Here is an 18,171-nt window from a genome sequence, read left to right as displayed (position 1 = left end):
AGCAATATCTATACAAAGATATATCTTTTATCAAGGCAAAGATATATCTTTTCAACGATATACATGATAAGCTATTGAAAGATAACGTGTATTATTATATCGTAGATAAGCTCTAGCCTTTGGCGAACGCATCCATGTGGAAGCGCATCTGCGGCGCATTGTAGTTGTGCTCGCGTCCGACAGGACACGCCAGGCGCGCCAGGCAACCGCCATGCAGACAAGCCTGCCCCTCGTCAGAAGCAAGGTGGCCACGACAGCGAACGACATCATATCCGCCATCGCTGAAAGCATGCACCGGACACCTCGAGAGGCACGGCTTGCCTTGGCAGTCATCACAGGGATGAGGTTGCGGGCCGTTGCGAGGAAATTCGAGCACACGATCAAACAGCAGCGCACCGCGATAGGCGTGCCAAAGGCCGTACAGTGGATGGATCAATATTCCGAGGGGCGAAGGGCGCAAGTTCTCGGCGCGGATCGCCCATTGCTGGAACGGAAGATATGGCCGGTCAGAGGGAAACACCGCCGTTGCGTCAAATTCGGCTGCCACGGCAGTCAGAACATCCTTGGACCATTGATCAAGCGGATCTACCACGTCCGGATGGTCCTGCCGCCAGCCTGTGAAATGCGGCCAGATGGATGATCCGTGGTGACCGATCAGGACAACGCTTCGAAATCCTCGGGCCGAGAGTGAAGACGCGTTTCCTTCATCGAAAACAAAACCGCCGCGCTGAACCAGACCATATGGCTCGAGCGCGGCGGCGATTTGATCGGGCATCCCTACGGCAGCGTCATCCCTCATCTGAACCCTTTACCGCGGAGGCCCAGACTTCCTTATGGATCAGATTGGCCACTTTAGCCCGGCCATCCTCGGGCTTCTTTCAAGTGAAGGCGTCGGGCATCGAAGCTTTCTTCTTAGCGATGAATTCCTTCAATGATTCATCGATTGCCGGATCCAGATACGGCCCCTCATAGGTTTCCAGCCAGCGACGAGCAAGTTCATTCGCCCGCTGGTCCGCGCGCTTCTCGCCTTCCGCCAGCCACTGCTCATAGGAATTGTTGTCTGCAATGTTCGAACGGTAGAACGCGGTCTGGAAGTTTGCCTGCGTGTGGTCGCAACCGAGATAATGGCTTCCGGGTCCGACCTGCCGGATGGCGTCCATGGCCTGGCCGTTCTCCGAAAGATCGACACCAGCCGCAAGCTTCTGCGCCATGCCGAGCTGATCGATATCCATCATGAATTTTTCATAGGACGAGACCAGGCCACCTTCGAGCCATCCGGCCGAATGCAGCACGAAGTTCGTACCGGCAAGAAGTGTCGAGTTGAGTGTGTTGGCGCTCTCATAGGCAGCCTGGGCATCCGATACTTTGGATGCACAGAGTGAACCACCGGTACGGAAGGGCAAGCCGAGCCGGCGCGCCAATTGTGCCGCGCCATAGGAAACAAGCGACGGCTCTGGCGTACCGAACGTCGGCGCGCCCGACTGCATCGAAATGGACGATGCAAACGTACCGAAAATGACCGGGGCTCCTGGGCGGATCAACTGCGTGAACGACGCGCCAGCAAGCACCTCGGCAAGAACCTGGGTCAATGTTCCCGCCACCGTCACCGGGCTCATGGCACCGGCGAGAATGAATGGCGTAACGATGCACGCTTGGTTGTTGCGCGCGTAGACCTTCAAGGCCCCCACCATGGTTTCATCGAAAACCATCGGCGAGTTCGCATTGATCAGGCTGGTCAAGACCGTGTTCTGATCGAGAAAATGTTCGCCGAAGACGAGCTTGCACATCGAGATGGTATCTTCGGCACGCTCTGGCGCAGTGACTGAACCCATGAATGGCTTGTCGGAATATTTGATGTGGGCATAGACCATGTCCAGGTGGCGCTTGTTGACCGGCACGTCAACCGGTTCGCACACCGTCCCGCCCGAATGATGAATCGACGGTGCCATATAGGCAAGTTTGACGAAGTTATTGAAGTCTTCGATCGTCGCATAACGGCGGTTGCCGTCGAGATCCCGCACGAAAGGCGGGCCATATACGGGTGCAAACACGGTCGCGTCGCCACCAATCTGAACTGATCGTTCCGGATTGCGGGCGTGTTGCGTGTAGATTGAAGGTGCCGTCTTCAGCAGGGAACGTGGAAGTCCCTTGGGGAAATGAACCCTTTCCCCTTTGACATCGGCACCGGCCTCTTTCCAAAGGGCCAAAGCTTCGGCATCGTCTCGGAATTCGATACCGATCTCTTCCAATACCGTGTCGGCATTGGCTTCGATGAGCGCCAGGCCTTCTTCGTCCAGCACTTCGTAGGTGCGAATCTTGCGTGTGATGTAGGTGAGTGACTTTCCGGGGCCACCACCAGACCGGGCGGCGCGCCGGGCTGCGGCACCTGCACCCGCACCGCGTCCGCGGCGCCCACTGCTTGTCTCCGCATCCGCGGGAGCATCGACCGGTGTTTCCTCAATCATTTTTTTCTCTCCTAACGCTACGCAAGCGCAGACTTATTCTGATCAAACCAAATCCTAACCGCGACACCCGCGAGGGCGTTTCCGTGTGCGGCACGCAATGGCGCATCGGAGACAAACATCCGGTCGTTTTCGTCATTCACAAGGTCGCATTTAAGCAATGCGTTTTCAGCAACTTGCCCGATATGTTAAACGAATGCCAGTTATGTTAGGTGACCTGTGCATAACGCTTGAAAGGAAGCATAGCCATGGCCGATGATGAAATCATTCTTTCGGAGCTTTCGGACGATGAACTCGTCGAGCAAATGCATGATGACCTTTATGATGGTCTGAAGGAAGAGATCGAGGAAGGCACCCGCATTCTGCTTGAGCGCGGCTGGGTGCCCTACAAGGTTCTTACCGAAGCGCTGGTCGAAGGGATGCGCATTGTCGGCGAAGATTTCCGCGACGGAATTCTTTTCGTGCCCGAAGTGCTGCTTTCGGCCAATGCCATGAAGGCCGGCATGTTCATTCTGCGCCCTCTCCTTGCGGCGACGGGCGCACCCAAGCAGGGCAAGCTCGTCATCGGGACGGTCAAGGGCGATATCCATGATATCGGCAAGAACCTCGTTGGCATGATGATGGAAGGTGCCGGCTTCGACGTCATTGATCTTGGGATCAACAATCCGGTCGAAAACTATCTCGCCGCCATCGACGAACACAAACCCGATATTCTTGGAATGTCGGCGCTGCTGACGACGACGATGCCCTATATGAAAGTCGTCATCGACACGATGAAGGAAAAGGGCATTCGCGACGAATATGTTGTCCTCGTCGGCGGCGCGCCGTTGAACGAGGAGTTCGGCAAGGCCGTTGGTGCCGACGCTTATTGCCGTGATGCCGCAGTGGCAGTCGAGACAGCCAAGGCCTATATGAAGCGCAAGCACAACCAACTTTCAGGCGCTTGATAATCCACAAACGGCCGCATCAGGATGCGGCCGTTTGTCAACAGAATGGATATTGATCGCACAGGGATCAGTTGGCGGACCTTGCAACCCTCTGGCCAGCATTCTGGGTAGCATTGACCGTATTGGCAGCGTCCGCTCCCATACCGCGAATGGTGTTTGCGCAGCCTGCGAGAGCCACAACAGCAAGTACAGCAGCAATTGGAACGATGTGTGATAGTTTCATGGACTGTGTCTCCCGTTCTGCTAAAATTAAATCCAACGCTCGCATAACGCGATGGAGCAAAATCAGTTCCATGAATGTTAGCCAAAAGTCAATGAAATCAATAGAAACCGTGCGGGTGATAGCCTGCGGAATGATCGCGCGGGAAATCCTGGCGATCCGCGAACGGTTTGGCTTGAACCACATCGAGCTGAAATGCCTGCCGGCCATCTACCACCACTATCCGGACAAGATAGCACCGTCAGTGGATCGTGCGATCATCAAGGCCAAATCCGAAGGCATTGCTCACATTTTTGTCGGCTATGCCGATTGCGGCACAGGTGGAATGCTTGATCGCGTTTGTGAGAAACATGGCGTCAACCGTATAGCCGGTCCGCACTGCTTCTCCTTTTACGCAGGAAACGAACTCTTCGCCTCGCAGTGGGACGACGACATGACGTCGTTCTTCATGACGGATTTTCTGGCACGCCATTTCGAGGCCTTCCTCGTCAAGCCGCTGGGGCTGGACCGCCATCCCGAATTGCGCGACATGTACTTCGGCAACTACAAGAAAATGGTCTACCTTGCACAGACTGACGACCCTGAATTGAGCGCAAAAGCTGAACAGTCAGCGGCTTTCCTCGGCCTCGCCTACGAGCGGCGCATGACAGGTTATGGCGATCTCATCCCTGCCCTGACATTGGCGGCAACGCGTTAGCGCAATTCTGTCTGCTCGGTTTCCTTCCCGAGCGTCATAAAGTCACCGGTTTTCTCCTCCACTGCCGCAACAAATCCATCCACAGGAGTCGCCCAACGATGTTTCGTACCGCCATTGCAACGCTCGCGTGCCTTGCCAGCATCAGTTTCGCCCATGCCGACGGCGCAATTACGAAGTTCATCACGAAGGCCGATCAGGCTCGGCTCGACAAATATGAGGCAACCAGAAGCACTGCCATCGCCGAGGCGCGCAAAGGCGGCGGTGCAATGGATGTGGAGCAACTGGACGCTGCCTTGGCCAAGCCTGATCTGGCGTTCAGTGAGGGCTTCGATATGGTCGGCGACTGGCAGTGCCGGACAACCAAACTCGGCAACAAACCACCACTGGTTGTTTACGATTGGTTCAAATGCCGGGTGACCGACGACGGCTCGGGTTGGGTGCTGGAAAAGACAAGTGGGTCGCAACGCACCAAGGGGCGTTTTTACACCGATAGCGACAAGCGTCTCACCTATCTCGGCACAGGCTACGTTGCAGGCGAGAAACCAAAATCCTATAGCGCCGGCACGGACACGGATCAGGTCGGCTATGCCTATCGGACCGGCAAAAATGAATTCCGAATCGAGTTTCCCGCGCCTGCTCAAGAATCGCTTCTTGATATTCTTGAATTGAAGCGCTGATTCGCTTTCGTCATTGCAATGTCACTATTGTCGCTCCATATGCGTCAAACTTCGAACAAAGACGAGAATATGGCCGCCATAGACACAGATCACGATATGAAGCCGGACCGAGCATTGGTGCAATTGACAGCAGACAACGACCCGCGTCCGCTTTCTCAGGTCTTCGAGGATCTGGCATCAACGGCGACGGAACCGGTGACATTTGCCGAGCTTGAAGACGCTTTCACCGACCGCAGTTTCGCTGCGCTGCTGACATTTTTTGCAATATTGAATTTGCTTCCCCTGCCACCAGGCACCGGCGTCGTGACCGGAATTCCGTTGGTTCTGGTGTCGGTTCAAATGGTGATGGGCCGGGATTCGGTGTGGTTGCCGGCTTTCATGTTGACCAAATCCATCTCGCCCGACCGGTTTCGCCTCGTCTCGAACAAGGTCGTCCCCTGGCTGCAATGGCTGGAGCGGTTCATCCGGCCCCGCAACTGGCCATTTGGCCGCAAGCAGGGTGATCGATGGCTGGGCGTGTTTACCACCATACTGGGTATCTCGGTGGTCCTGCCCATGCCGCTGTCCAATTGGCTGCCGGCACTCGCGACGGCAATCATTGGCATAGCCCTTTGCGAGCGCGACGGCAGACTGATGTTCGGCGGGCTCGTTCTCGGCGTGATCTCCATCAGCATTGTCTTTGGCTTTGCCTTCATCGCGGCAAGCGCTGTTACATACGCCGCAAGTTTTTGGCCGTTCTAGACGGCTGTCGCAAAAGCACCAGCACCCGCAGCGGAGGCGGGCATGGGCTTATCGCAAGGATTACGCACAAATCAACGTGTTACTGGATGCTTTCGCGCGGCTGGGCTCGCGACTGCACAGTATTGAAGCACGTCGCATTTGAGTGCGCGCGCGTCGTGAGACAGCAAGCTTAAACCCTGAGATTCCGGCAAAACGGTCCTCATCGGAGGATGAATTGCATGGCTGATCTCATTGTCGTTTATTGGCGGGACATTCCTGCTCAAGTGACCGTCAAGAAGGGACGTCAGGCAGCGAAGCGCGAGCTTCCCCTTCGCTTTACCGAGGCCATCGACATGTGTGCGATGCGTATAGGCGCCAAGGATTCCGATGCCTATCTGGCGGAATGGCGCCGCGGCACTCCGGTGCCCGTGAGTGACGATCTGGATACCGAGGCTGATGCAGCCCTCGCACGAATTGACAATGAATATAATCGGGAACGCCTTGTGGCGCTTGTAAAGGCAGGTGGACATGACAATTCATGAATTGAGAGCGAAGCCAATGACAAAGATCGCAGCATCCATAGAAGTGGCGGCACGCCAGGCTATTGAATCGCAGGACTTGCCTGGTCTGTTCCCGGCCGGTACCCGGGTTTACATTACCGATATGGGCACCGACAGTCTGGATACGCTGACCTCTGCGGCGAAGCGCGTTCATGACCTTGGCTACAAGCCGGTCCCTCACTTTGCATCACGCCGTCTGTCCACCAGATCCGCCCTCGAAACCCGCATCCGCCGCGCTGCCGAAGAAGCTGGCGTCACCGATGTTCTCGTCATTGGCGGTGGTCTGGAGCGTCAGGCAGGCGACTTTTCGTCGACAATGGAAGTCCTGGAGACGGGCCTCTTCGACAAATATGGCATCACTGAAATGGGCGTTGCTGGACACCCTGAAGGCAGCCCTGAATTTTCTGAAGCTGTTGCAATCGAAGCATTGCGCCTGAAGAAAAATTTTGGCGAGCGCACCGGCGCCCGGCTACGCGTTGTCACCCAGTTCGGCTTCGATGCCGATCGCTTCATCCGCTACTCGGAATCGCTGCGCGAGCACGGCGTCGATCTGCCGGTTCATCTCGGCGTGGCTGGACCGGCCAAGATTACCACATTGATCAAATATGCTGCCATGTGCGGCGTCGGAAATTCAATCAGCTTCTTGAAGAAGAACGCTCTCTCGCTGACCGCACTCGCCACCAGCCATTCTCCGGAAGGCGTGGTCGGACCGATCGAGCAGCATGTGATTGCCAATCCGGCTTCCGCGATCAAGCAGGTTCACCTTTTCCCGTTCGGCGGCCTCAAAAAGACGTCCGAGTGGCTTGTCGAGCGTGGCTCCTGGAACGTAAACAACGCGCAATACACTTCTGTAAACGCAATCGCAAACTGAGGTTCCCTGCATGACCCGCACGATCGTTGCCTCGGCGACCAAAGAAATCATCATCGGATTTGACCAGCCGTTCTGCGTCATCGGCGAGAGAATCAATCCGACTGGCCGCAAGAAGCTCGCAGCGGAGATGATCGAAGGCAATTTCGACACGGTTATCAAGGACGCGTTGGAGCAGGTCGCGGCCGGCGCGACCATGCTGGATGTCAATGCAGGTGTAACGGCAGTCGACCCGAACGCAACAGAGCCCGGTCTTTTGGTCCAGACGCTGGAAATCGTGCAGAATCTGGTCGATGTTCCCCTGTCGATCGACAGTTCGGTTACAGCCGCCATCGAGGCCGCGCTCAAGGTTGCAAAGGGGCGTCCTCTCGTCAATTCGGTCACGGGCGAAGAAGAAAAGCTCGAAGCCATTCTGCCGCTGATCAAGAAATACAATGTGCCTGTCGTTGCCATCTCGAACGACGAAACCGGCATCTCCATGGACCCGGACGTTCGCTTTGCCGTCGCAAAGAAAATCGTGGAGCGTGCCGCCGATTTCGGCATTCCATCCCATGACATTGTCGTTGATCCGCTGGTCATGCCAATTGGTGCGCTGGGAGATGCGGGACGTCAGGTCTTTGCACTGCTGCGCCGCCTGCGCGAAGAGTTGAAGGTCAATACGACCTGCGGACTGTCCAACATCTCCTTCGGCTTGCCGCACCGGCACGGCATCAATGCCGGATTTATTCCAATGGTGATTGGTGCCGGCATGACGTCCGCCATCATGAACCCCTGCCGTCCTCAGGAGATGGAAGCGGTTCATGCCGCCAACGTCCTGAACGGCACCGATGCCAATTGCACCTACTGGATCAAGAAGTATCGCGACCACCAGTCGGCAGCGGCAGGAGTGGCACCAGTGTCCGTGCCAGCAGACGCTGCTGGAGGCGGCCGCCGGCGAGGCGGTCGCGAGGCGCGTCGCGGCGCCGCAGGCTGAGCCGTTTGCGTTTAGCAAACAGCGCAGCCTAATAAGGCGGTGGGCAGATATACTGCCCCTCGCCTGAACGTTTTGGAGATCGATCGTGAATGCACCCGTGAAAGCACCGGAGACATCGGCAAAGGAAGCGCTGGTTCTCTTCATGCCATCGGGTAAGCGCGGACGCTTTGCCGTCGGCACGCCCATTCTCGAAGCGGCGCGCAGCCTTGGTGTTTATGTTGAGAGCGTCTGCGGCGGCCGCGCCACCTGTGGACGCTGCCAGGTGGAAGTTCAGGAAGGCAGTTTTGCCAAGCACAAGATCGTCTCCTCGCTCGACCACATTTCTCCGAGGGGTCCCAAGGAAGATCGTTACGACCGGGTGCGCGGCCTTCCCGACGGGCGTCGTCTTTCCTGCTCGGCCACGATACAGGGCGATCTCGTGGTTGACGTACCCCAGGATGTGCAGGTCAACGCGCAGGTGGTTCGCAAAGCTGCCACCGACCGCGTAATCGAGCGCAATTCCGCCGTCCAGCTTTGCTATGTCGAGGTGGACGAACCCGACATGCACAAGCCCCTGGGCGACCTTGACCGCTTGAAAGCAATGCTGGAAAAGGACTGGGGCTGGAAGGACCTGCTTATCGCACCGCACCTGATCCCTCAGATCCAGGGCATTTTGCGCAAGGGCAATTGGGGCGTCACTGCCGCCATCCACCGCGACATGGATTCCTCCAGGCCATTCATCATCGGATTGTACCCGGGCCTGAAGAATGAAGCCTACGGCATAGCCTGCGACATCGGCTCGACCACGATCGCCATGCATCTGGTTTCCCTGCTGTCCGGTCGTATCGTCGCCTCATCCGGCACATCAAATCCGCAAATCCGCTTTGGCGAAGACCTGATGAGCCGCGTCTCCTACGTGATGATGAACCCCGACGGGCGCGAGGCGATGACCAAGGCCGTCCGCGACGCGGTCAACAAGCTCATTGGCAAGGTCTGCGAGGAAGGCAATGTCGACCGGCACGACATTTTCGACTGTGTCTTCGTCGGCAACCCTATCATGCATCACCTGTTCCTGGGGATCGATCCGACCGAACTTGGCCAGGCACCGTTCGCGCTTGCCGTCTCGGGACCGCTGCAGTACTGGGCGCATGAAATCGATATCGAGGTCGCCCGTGGTGCGCGCCTATACATGTTGCCCTGCATTGCTGGTCATGTCGGTGCCGATGCTGCGGGCGCCACGCTGTCGGAAGGCCCCTACCGGCAAGACAAGATGATGCTGCTCGTCGATGTCGGCACCAATGCCGAGATCGTCCTCGGTAACAGAAAACGCGTGGTTGCCGCTTCCTCGCCGACCGGCCCCGCCTTCGAAGGCGCTGAAATTTCGTCCGGACAACGCGCTGCCCCGGGCGCAATCGAGCGCGTTCGCATAGATCCTGAGACCCTCGAACCGAAGTTCCGTGTCATCGGTGTTGACAACTGGTCCGATGAGGAAGGTTTCGATGAAGCCGCCAAGACGACCGGGGTTACCGGTATCTGTGGCTCGGCGATCATCGAGGTTGTCGCGGAGATGTATCTTGCCGGCATCATCTCGGAAGACGGTGTCGTTGATGGCACGATGGCAGAGCGGAGCCCGCGCATCATTGCCAATGGCCGAACCTTCTCATACCTCCTGCGTGACGGCGAGCCGCGCATTACCGTTACTCAGAACGATATCCGCGCCATTCAGCTTGCCAAAGCCGCCCTCTATGCCGGTGTGAAGCTTCTTATGGAAAAACAGGGCGTCGAGACGGTCGATACCATTCGTTTCGCTGGCGCCTTCGGCTCTTTCATCGATCCGAAATATGCCATGGTGCTCGGCCTCATTCCCGACTGCGAGCTGTCCGAGGTGAAGGCGGTGGGCAACGCGGCCGGTACGGGCGCGCTGATGGCGCTTCTCAATCGCAACCATCGTCGCGAAATTGAAAACGAAGTTGCACGCATCGAAAAGATCGAGACTGCACTGGAGCCGAACTTCCAGCAGCTCTTCATCAATGCAATGGCAATGCCGAACAAGGTTGATCCCTTCCCAAAGCTGTCGCAGGCAGTAACGCTGCCGCCACGCAAGAACGTCAGCCAGGATGGCATCGCCGGTGACGCGACGCCGCGGCGGCGGTCGCGGGAAGACCGCGCCGCACGGCGCAACCGCGAATAGACACGATGGCCTTATTGCAATCGTGCAAGCAGCGCTTTGTCCGCCAAGGGTTTTCCGCTATCACACATGAACGATGATTGATTCCGGAATACTCCATAATGATAGCCTGCTTTGACATTGGCGGTTCGGCCATCAAGGGTGCAATTGCCTATTCGCCCGAAGACATCAGACCGATGCCGAAGGTACCGACGCCACTTCATGACTTTGACGCCTTTGCATCGGTTATCGCCAAGATTGCTGCCGACGGCGGTGCCGACCCGAAAAGTCTCATTGCCATATCGATTGCAGGCGTCGTCGATTCCGATACGGGTGTGATCACTTGCGCCAATATACCTTGCGTTCACCAACGTACTCTCATGGCCGATCTCAGCGCGAAGCTGCAAAGGCCGGTGCTCATCGCCAATGATGCCGACTGCTTTGCCCTGTCGGAAGCAGTTGTTGGAGCAGGCCGTGATCATCGCGTGGTCTTTGGGGTCATTCTCGGTACTGGCGTTGGCGGCGGCATTGTTATCAATGGCAAGATTCACGAAGGAGCCGGCGGTTTCGCGGGCGAATGGGGGCACGGACCGGTGTCAGCCACGCTCGCCGGCAATCCGCCGGTGGCCATTCCGCGTTTTGCGTGTGGCTGCGGCCAGGTCGGTTGCATCGACGCCATCGGCGCAGCGCGCGGTATGGAGAGATTGCACGCACATCTGCACGGGGTGCAACTACCCAGCACGGAGATTATCACACAATGGAATGCAGGCGATCCAGCCGCTGAACGTACCATTGATTGCTATATCGACATTGTGAGCGGCCCGCTTGCAATGACGATCAATGTCGTCGGTGCGTCGATCGTGCCGGTGGGTGGCGGGTTGGCCAATTCAGTACCTCTGATCCAGCGCCTGGATGAAGCAGTCAGGGCGCGCATTCTTAGAAAAACCGACAAACCCCTGGTCGTGCCCGCACAGCTCAAAATCGAGCCGGGGCTGATCGGTGCTGGTGTCCTCGGATTGATGGAAGCTGCCAAATGAGCGTCCTTTTGGAAGTCTGTGTGGACAGTTCCGAGGGCTTGGCAGCCGCCATCAACGGCGGAGCCGATCGGGTCGAACTGTGCTCCTCGCTCGAACTCGGCGGATTGACACCGACTTCCGGATTGATCCGGCAAGCCGCTGCTTCACCAATTCCCGTTTACGCAATGGTCCGTCCGCGCCCAGGCAATTTCGTCTTCTCCGAGGCGGATACTGACGCAATGGTGCATGAAATCGATGCGGTACGCAGCGCCGGTTTAGCTGGGGTCGTTCTCGGTGCCAATCTTGCCGATGGCCAGCTCGACCACACGACATTGGAACGGCTCATGCGCCAGTGCGAGGGGCTCGGCGTTACCCTTCACCGCGCCTTTGACCTCGTTCCTGATCTTGCAGAGGCGGTTGAAATCGCCATTGAACTCGGATTTGAGCGCATCCTGACGTCTGGCCGGTCATTGACCGCCCTTGTGGGCGTCGACGATCTTGAAACGACGTTCGACATAAGCAATGGCCGCATCAAGGTCATGCCTGGCTCCGGCATTAATATTGCCAATGCCGGCGCGTTGCTGGACCGCATTCCGTTTGGTGAAATACATTCATCCTGCGCGGCAGTGATGCCGCCTGTCAGTGAAGCGGCAAGGCGGCTCGGCTTCGAAACCGCCTCGCAAAAGCAGACGAATGTAGACCTCGTCAGGGCCTTGAAAAGCTACTGCCTGAACCGGTAACAGGACCGTTTCGGTTGGCTGAAGGCTCAAAGCTTGCCCGTGCGCTCGTACCCTTCAAAGTAAACACGCAGATGCTGGGCCACCGCTTTCACATGAGCACCGGCATTCTTGGCAACGAGCATCCCAAGTTTCGATTCGCCGAGGGCAGGCAGGCCGTGCTCCGCGCCGAGCTGCACCATATTGTCGTCCAGCAGGAATTTCGAGAATGGGGCCACGGCCAGATCAGCAATGATGGCAGCACGCTGGCCCATCGTATGGGCGCTCATATATGCAACCCGATAATCCCTGCCTGCACTTTCCAGCGCACTGATGGCGTTTGCTCTCCAGATGCAGCCCTCTTCCCACATGGAAAGCGGTAGCGGATTACGCTCATGAGCCGTGCCACACTTGGCACCAGCCCAGATGATGTCCTCTGTCATCAGAATTTCAATTTCGTCGACTTTGGCCAACGTCTCATTCACATTCACCAGCGTGACATCAAGCCGCTGCTCGTCCAGGCGTTTGCGCAGGCTGTTGCTTTGATCGATGACAACGTCGACGGTTACATCCGGGTGTGATTCCGCAAACCGCTTGAGAACGAACGGCAGCACGCGCTCGCCAATATCGTCTGGCGCACCGAGGCGCACGACGCCCGAAACCGTCGGGGCAATGAATTTCGCCACAGTTTCGCGGTTAAGCGCAAGCATGCGACGCGCATAGCCAAGGAGCACTTCACCGCTCGGGGTCAACTTCACCGAACGCGCATCGCGCTCGAGCAGAATGTGCCCCAGTGTCTCCTCCAGCTTCTTGATCTGCATGGAGACGGCCGAGGGCGTGCGGAAGACTGCATTGGCAGCGCTGGAAAAGCTTCCCGTCTCGGCAATCATTGCAAAGGTGCGTAACACATCGAGATCCAGGATCGGGATGGGATGATGCATGGGTGCTGACATAGCGTCGTATCCTCCATCAATTTTTCTGAAACATAGTGTTTCTTAATTTCGTTTGATTGAACATCAACTTCGTCCGATAGTCAAGATCATGAAACGGAGCTCTTCATATTGCCTCCGTAGGTAGGAGAAGAAAAATGAGCACTTGCGATGAACTGTATCAACCTCGGCAGGGCATAGCCGAACGTATTGCGACCATTGTCATCGAACGCACGCACCGTCTGGCGAATGCCGTTGCCCAGGCCCGCCAGGTCTACGTCCGCGAACGTCGGCTGCGCGAAACCGAGTTGGCGCTGGATGGATTGCCGGAAGATATCCGTTGCGACATCGGCTGGCCAGACCTTTACGAGCGCCAGATCACCGAACATAAAAAACTCAAGTCGCGGCACTGATCATGATCCAAGGACCCAAGGGAGCAGATAACGGCCCGTCTGCTCCCTTTATCATATGTGATGCCTGCGCTTTTGCGACACAGCTTTGATCTCTTCCATTTAGAATAATTCTATGGTTCTATCTGAAAAAAAGCTCAGAGGACCACGCGCTTAATTTGAAGGTGCTACTTCAGTTGCGACATGGCCCGGAAGCCAGATTACGGGAACATAGAATCGTTATGGATCATGTCGGTCTCACCAAGCGCTCATTCGTTTTTTTCCTCGTCCCCAATTTCTCGATGATCGCGTTTGCGACGGCGATCGAGCCGCTACGTATCGCCAACCGCATGCTGGGATACGAGGCCTATCGCTGGCGTCTTGCTTCGGTTGACGCAAAGCCCGTCACGGCATCCAACGGCGTGGAATGCGCCACCACAACCTCCCTGGAAGACGAACGGCGATATCTGACCGGCGAGGAAAGGCCCTCGATGGTGTTCGTCTGCTCGGGCGTTCATGTCGAGAAATTTCAGAACAAGTCCGTTTTCGCGTGGCTGCGCGAAGAGTTCAACCGCGGCGTCGCCGTCGGCGGCCTGTGCACCGGTGCGCATATCCTTGCCGCGGCGGGCCTGCTTTCTGGGAAGCGCTGCGCCATTCATTGGGAAAACCTGCCGGGCTTTGCCGAGTCCTTTCCCAAGGCCGACGTCTATGCCGATCTCTTCGAAGTCGATGGCAATATCTACACTTGCGCCGGCGGAACTGCTGCGCTGGATATGATGCTGAAACTGATCGGTGATGATTTCGGAGACAATATCGTCAATCGCGTCTGCGAACAGGCTCTGACGGATCGCGTTCGCAGCCCGCACGACCGTCAACGGCTGCCACTACGCGCACGCCTCGGTGTACAGAATTCCAAGGTCCTGACCATCATCGAACTGATGGAAGCGCGCCTTTCCGAGCCATTGTCCTTGATTGAAATCGCCGATCATGTCGGCTTGTCACGCCGCCAGATCGAGCGGCTGTTCCGCCAGGAAATGGGACGCTCGCCTGCCCGTTACTACCTCGAGATACGGCTGGATCGTGCACGCCACCTGCTCATTCAGTCGTCAATGCCGATAGTCGAAGTTGCAGTTGCCTGCGGATTTGTCTCAGCGTCGCATTTTTCGAAGTGCTATCGCGAGCTCTATGGCCGTTCGCCGCAGCAGGAGCGTGCCGACCGCAAGCAATTGATAGCGGCTTAGAAAACGCTGGAAACTCCATCAGCCTGCACGGAAGCATCGACAGCAGCGTCGGATTGTTAGCGGGACTCCCAGTCCTGCATGCGGCGCTGCCATATCCGCTCCCCGGACAGGCAATCATAGACGAGTTTGTCCTGCGCAAGTATGACAGGCAGACCGCCGGGCGCCGTCCAATCGACCTTCTGCAAGGGCAGTGTACCACCGGCGAGTTCAAGCACTAGCTTACGGCGTACAGCTTCTGGAAACTGATCCCAGGAATTGACCGGAATCATGAACGCTCCAGGTCCGCCGATCACACAATTACTGTAATAAACATCAAGATCCTTCACCGCCCAATCAGAATAGAAATCGCCGCGAGTCATCAGCGGCAGGCCGTTGACGGTAATCCCTTTTGCCAGGGCCTGATCACGCGCATCGGCAACAGGACGACCATTATTGTTGGCGCCGTCGCCTGAAACATCGATTACCTTTCGCATTCCCTTGAAGCCGTTGTCATCGAACAGGCTGCTGCTGAAATCGATGGCTCCGGAGATCGAAGTTCTGCTCTGTGTCGATGGGATAGGCTTATCAAGGGCCGCCGCAAACTGTTCCGCAGACGCGGCGTCGTCTACCAGAGTCCACGGAACGATCGTACGCTGCACCGTCGATCCAGCCCACTCCACATATGTGATTGCCACACGCCCGTGAACGCCTTCGCGAATGGCATCGATCACATCCTTGCGGCGGAAAGCGGCAATATAGCCCTCACGCTGGATTTTTTGCTCGAACGGCTCCATCGAGCGCGATGCATCGACAGCAAGCACGAGCTCGACGTCGACATCTGTTTCTGTCGTTTGGGCATGCGTTGGAAAACTGGCCAACAGCGCCGCCAGTGTGAGAAAACTGCTGAAAGCTTTCCTTCGCGATGACATAGACCAAAGTCTAACTCAAATTGCAAAAACGCAAAGCAACTTCGAACTCGTTCACATTCTGTTGAACGGCGAACAAGCATATGAAAACAGCACCTTTTTGAGGTGCTGCCTTCATGTCAGAACGAAGAATGGGGCAAACTACGCCTTCAAGCGTTCGTTTTCCGTGTCAAATGGCGACTCGGGAATGACCGTTGCCTTGTGCGTCTTGCCAAGGATCTTGATCTCGAGTTCCGTACCGAGTCCGGAATATTCCGGCTTGACCATGGCAAGCGCAAGACTCTTGCCGAGGCGCCAGCCGTACCCGCCATGGGTAGCCCGTCCAACCAGTTCGCCCTTGGCATAAATTGGCTCGCTGCCGCGGGCGTCCACATCGGAAACACCTGGAACATGCACTTCCAGAGTGACGAAGTTCCACTTCAGGCCCTGTTCGCGTGCTTGGACCACAGCGTCGCGACCAATGAACTCACCCTTGTTGGGATGAACGAAGCGATCAAGCCCGCTTTCGAAAGCATTGTATTCGATCGACAATTCGCGCGGGATCAAACGATATGATTTTTCAACGGCCATCGCAGTCATGGCGCGGATCCCAAATGGCTTGATGCCAAACTCCGCACCGGCCTCAAGCAGCAAATCATAAATGGTATTCTGCTGTTCGATCGGATGATGCAATTCCCAACCCAACTCGCCAACAAAGTTGACACGCAGGGCGTGGGCTGTTGCGGTGCCCACACTGATTTCCTTGCCGGAAAGCCAAGGGAATGCTTCATTTGACAGATCCGAACGGGTGAGCTTTTCCAGCACCTGACGGCTCTTGGGGCCCGCCAGGACAAGAACGCCGTACATCTGGGTTATCGGCCGTAACGAGACCGAACCATCAGCCGGCAGCAGCTTGTGCAGATAGTCGTGATCGTGGTTCTCATAAGCGCCTGCCGAGACGAGATAGAATTTGCCCGGCGCCCATTCATAGACGGTAAACTCCGAACGTACTCCGCCGAGTTTGGTGAGGAGGTGGCAAAGAGCAATGCGCCCCTGCTTCTTCGGGATGCGATTCGCCAGGATCGACTCGAGCCAGGCGCGTGCGCCAGGACCCGAAACTTCCATCTTCGCAAAGGCTGACATGTCGAGGAGACCGACATTGTTTGTCACGTTCTTGATCTCGTGTCCGACATGTTCGAAGTAGTTCGAGCGGCGGAACGACCAAAGTTCCTTTACCTTGCCCTCGGCATCGGGCTTCGGATGGTTCTGGTTCATCAGAACATCGGGTTTTTCGAGTTTTGCAACGTCAAGTCCATAGCCCTGAGGTGCGAACCAGTTGGCACGCTCCCAGCCGTAAACGGTGCCGAAAACAGCGCCAAGTGCCTTCTGCCGGTCATAGGATGGGGAACGCTTCAGCGGGCGTGCCGCAACGCGCTCTTCATCCGGGTAGTGGACCGAAAACACTTCAGCATAGGCCTCCTCGTTCTTCTCCTTGAGATAGCCTTGGGTCGCATAAGGTCCGAAGCGACGTGGATCCACACCCATCATGTCGATGGAAGGTTCACCCTCGACGATCCATTCGGCAAGCTGCCAGCCGGCGCCGCCCGCGGCAGTCACACCGAAGGAATGACCTTCGTTCAGCCAGAAGTTTTTCAGGCGCGGCGCAGGTCCGATGATCGGGGAACCATCCGGCGTATAGGCGATGGCGCCGTTATAGACCTTCTTGATACCCACTTCCGCGAAGGCCGGAACGCGTGCGATGGCGGTTTCAATATGCGGTTCAAGGCGGTCAAGGTCCTCCTGGAACAGCTCATATTCGCTCTCGTCCGAGGGACCATCCACATAACAAACAGGCGCACCCTTCTCATAAGGTCCGAGCAGCAGGCCGCCATTTTCCTCGCGCATGTACCAGGAACTGTCGCTTTCGCGCAGGACACCCATCTCAGGTAGCCCTTTTGCCTTGCGCTCAAGGATTGCGGGATGCGGTTCGGTTACGATGTATTGGTGCTCCACCGGAATGACAGGCACGTCGAGGCCCACCATCTTTCCGGTCTTGCGCGCAAAGTTGCCGGTAGCCGATACCACGTGTTCAGCTGTGATATCGCCCTTGTCCGTCTTGACCAGCCACTGCCCGGATGGCAGTTGCTCGATGCCAAGAACGGTGGTGTAGCGGTAGATGGTCGCTCCGCGATCGCGTGCCCCCTTGGCCAGAGCCTGCGTCAGGTCGGCAGGCTGGATGTAGCCGTCATCGGGGTGCTGGATTGCGCCAAGAATGCCATCCATTTCGGCAAGCGGCCAGATTTCCTTCACCTGCTCCGGGGTCAGCAATTTGACCGGGACGCCAATGGTTTCGGCGACACCCGCATAATACAGGTACTCGTCCCAACGATCCTTGGTGCGGGCAAGGCGTATGTTACTGCAATTGGTGAAGCCGACATTCATGCCGGTTTCTTGTTGCAGTTCCTGATAGAACTTGACCGAATATTTGTGAATCTGGCCGACCGAATAACTCATGTTGAAGAGAGGCAACAGGCCCGCTGCATGCCAGGTCGAACCCGATGTCAGTTCCTTGCGCTCGATGAGAACCACATCGCTCCAGCCCTTCTTGGCCAGATGGTAGAGTGTCGAAACACCCACCACACCACCGCCGATAACGACAACACGCGCCTCAGTCTTCATTTCACTATCCTCTGGTATCGATCGATGGTCGGAACGGCCCTTGCCGA

The 18,171-nt window shown here is 56.8% G+C and carries 18 protein-coding genes; 12 read left to right on the top strand and 6 right to left on the bottom strand.

The genetic code is table 11. The annotated features are described in order from the left end of the window. Positions 1-112: 112 nt before the first annotated feature. Together K9U38_RS00555 and K9U38_RS00550 are read right to left on the bottom strand one after the other, a co-directional pair. Positions 113-775 (bottom strand): hypothetical protein, encoded by a 663-nt coding sequence (locus K9U38_RS00555; RefSeq protein WP_224492392.1) that lies wholly within the window; start codon positions 773-775, stop codon positions 113-115. Between the two features lie 103 nt (positions 776-878). Then, positions 879-2,465, bottom strand: a complete 1,587-nt coding sequence (locus tag K9U38_RS00550; protein WP_224492391.1) for a trimethylamine methyltransferase family protein — start codon at positions 2,463-2,465, stop codon at positions 879-881. Positions 2,466-2,710: 245 nt separating this feature from the next. On the opposite strand from K9U38_RS00550, the gene K9U38_RS00545 reads away from it, so the two are divergent. Beyond that, the gene (locus tag K9U38_RS00545) at positions 2,711-3,409 is read left to right on the top strand and encodes a cobalamin B12-binding domain-containing protein (protein WP_224492390.1); all 699 of its coding nucleotides are present in this window, start codon (positions 2,711-2,713) and stop codon (positions 3,407-3,409) included. A 67-nt stretch (positions 3,410-3,476) separates the two neighbouring features. Here K9U38_RS00545 and K9U38_RS00540 read toward each other — a convergent pair whose 3' ends face one another. Then, positions 3,477-3,632, bottom strand: coding sequence for an entericidin domain-containing protein (locus K9U38_RS00540; RefSeq protein ID WP_224492389.1), 156 nt, complete (start codon positions 3,630-3,632; stop codon positions 3,477-3,479). 91 nt (positions 3,633-3,723) lie between these two features. Between K9U38_RS00540 and K9U38_RS00535 the strand changes: the two genes are divergently transcribed. The 9 genes from K9U38_RS00535 to K9U38_RS00495 all read left to right on the top strand — a co-directional run bounded on the left by K9U38_RS00535 (position 3,724) and on the right by K9U38_RS00495 (position 12,026). Next, a complete protein-coding gene (locus K9U38_RS00535) occupies positions 3,724-4,326 on the top strand; it encodes a DUF1638 domain-containing protein (protein WP_224492388.1) in 603 nt (200 codons plus the stop codon). Between the two features lie 98 nt (positions 4,327-4,424). Further along, positions 4,425-5,003 (top strand): DUF4893 domain-containing protein, encoded by a 579-nt coding sequence (locus tag K9U38_RS00530; RefSeq protein WP_224492387.1) that lies wholly within the window; start codon positions 4,425-4,427, stop codon positions 5,001-5,003. Between the two features lie 69 nt (positions 5,004-5,072). Continuing rightward, a complete protein-coding gene (locus tag K9U38_RS00525; RefSeq protein ID WP_224492386.1) occupies positions 5,073-5,744 on the top strand; it encodes an exopolysaccharide biosynthesis protein in 672 nt (223 codons plus the stop codon). Between the two features lie 218 nt (positions 5,745-5,962). Then, positions 5,963-6,265 carry a virulence factor gene (locus tag K9U38_RS00520; protein ID WP_224492385.1) on the top strand — a complete coding sequence of 101 codons (303 nt, stop codon included), beginning with the start codon at positions 5,963-5,965 and terminating at the stop codon, positions 6,263-6,265. Positions 6,266-6,281: 16 nt separating this feature from the next. Continuing rightward, complete coding sequence (locus K9U38_RS00515; RefSeq protein ID WP_224492384.1) at positions 6,282-7,154, top strand: methylenetetrahydrofolate reductase; 873 nt, start codon at positions 6,282-6,284, stop codon at positions 7,152-7,154. Between the two features lie 10 nt (positions 7,155-7,164). Continuing rightward, positions 7,165-8,124, top strand: coding sequence for a methyltetrahydrofolate cobalamin methyltransferase (locus K9U38_RS00510; RefSeq protein WP_224492383.1), 960 nt, complete (start codon positions 7,165-7,167; stop codon positions 8,122-8,124). Between the two features lie 142 nt (positions 8,125-8,266). Beyond that, on the top strand, positions 8,267-10,294 hold the full coding sequence (locus K9U38_RS00505; protein ID WP_224492841.1) for an ASKHA domain-containing protein: 2,028 nt from the start codon (positions 8,267-8,269) through the stop codon (positions 10,292-10,294). Positions 10,295-10,392: 98 nt separating this feature from the next. Continuing rightward, complete coding sequence (locus K9U38_RS00500; protein ID WP_224492382.1) at positions 10,393-11,307, top strand: ROK family protein; 915 nt, start codon at positions 10,393-10,395, stop codon at positions 11,305-11,307. Then, positions 11,304-12,026 carry a copper homeostasis protein CutC gene (locus tag K9U38_RS00495; RefSeq protein ID WP_224492381.1) on the top strand — a complete coding sequence of 241 codons (723 nt, stop codon included), beginning with the start codon at positions 11,304-11,306 and terminating at the stop codon, positions 12,024-12,026. The genes K9U38_RS00500 and K9U38_RS00495 overlap by 4 nt, the downstream gene beginning before the upstream one ends. A 26-nt stretch (positions 12,027-12,052) precedes the next feature. Here K9U38_RS00495 and K9U38_RS00490 read toward each other — a convergent pair whose 3' ends face one another. Further along, positions 12,053-12,955, bottom strand: coding sequence for a LysR family transcriptional regulator (locus tag K9U38_RS00490; RefSeq protein WP_224492380.1), 903 nt, complete (start codon positions 12,953-12,955; stop codon positions 12,053-12,055). Between the two features lie 134 nt (positions 12,956-13,089). Between K9U38_RS00490 and K9U38_RS00485 the strand changes: the two genes are divergently transcribed. Together K9U38_RS00485 and K9U38_RS00480 are read left to right on the top strand one after the other, a co-directional pair. Continuing rightward, positions 13,090-13,344 carry a hypothetical protein gene (locus K9U38_RS00485; RefSeq protein WP_224492379.1) on the top strand — a complete coding sequence of 85 codons (255 nt, stop codon included), beginning with the start codon at positions 13,090-13,092 and terminating at the stop codon, positions 13,342-13,344. 218 nt (positions 13,345-13,562) lie between these two features. Continuing rightward, a complete protein-coding gene (locus tag K9U38_RS00480; protein WP_224492378.1) occupies positions 13,563-14,561 on the top strand; it encodes a GlxA family transcriptional regulator in 999 nt (332 codons plus the stop codon). A 56-nt stretch (positions 14,562-14,617) separates the two neighbouring features. Here K9U38_RS00480 and K9U38_RS00475 read toward each other — a convergent pair whose 3' ends face one another. Together K9U38_RS00475 and K9U38_RS00470 are read right to left on the bottom strand one after the other, a co-directional pair. Beyond that, positions 14,618-15,469: a DUF1194 domain-containing protein gene (locus tag K9U38_RS00475; RefSeq protein ID WP_224492377.1), complete on the bottom strand. Its 852-nt coding sequence runs from the start codon at positions 15,467-15,469 to the stop codon at positions 14,618-14,620. Positions 15,470-15,607: 138 nt separating this feature from the next. Then, a complete protein-coding gene (locus K9U38_RS00470) occupies positions 15,608-18,124 on the bottom strand; it encodes a GcvT family protein (protein WP_224492376.1) in 2,517 nt (838 codons plus the stop codon). Positions 18,125-18,171: the final 47 nt, after the last annotated feature.

Origin of the sequence: Phyllobacterium lublinensis, assembly GCF_020164435.1 — a bacterium.
GTDB lineage: Bacteria > Pseudomonadota > Alphaproteobacteria > Rhizobiales > Rhizobiaceae > Phyllobacterium > Phyllobacterium lublinensis.
This window is presented reverse-complemented; position numbering and strand designations above follow the sequence as displayed.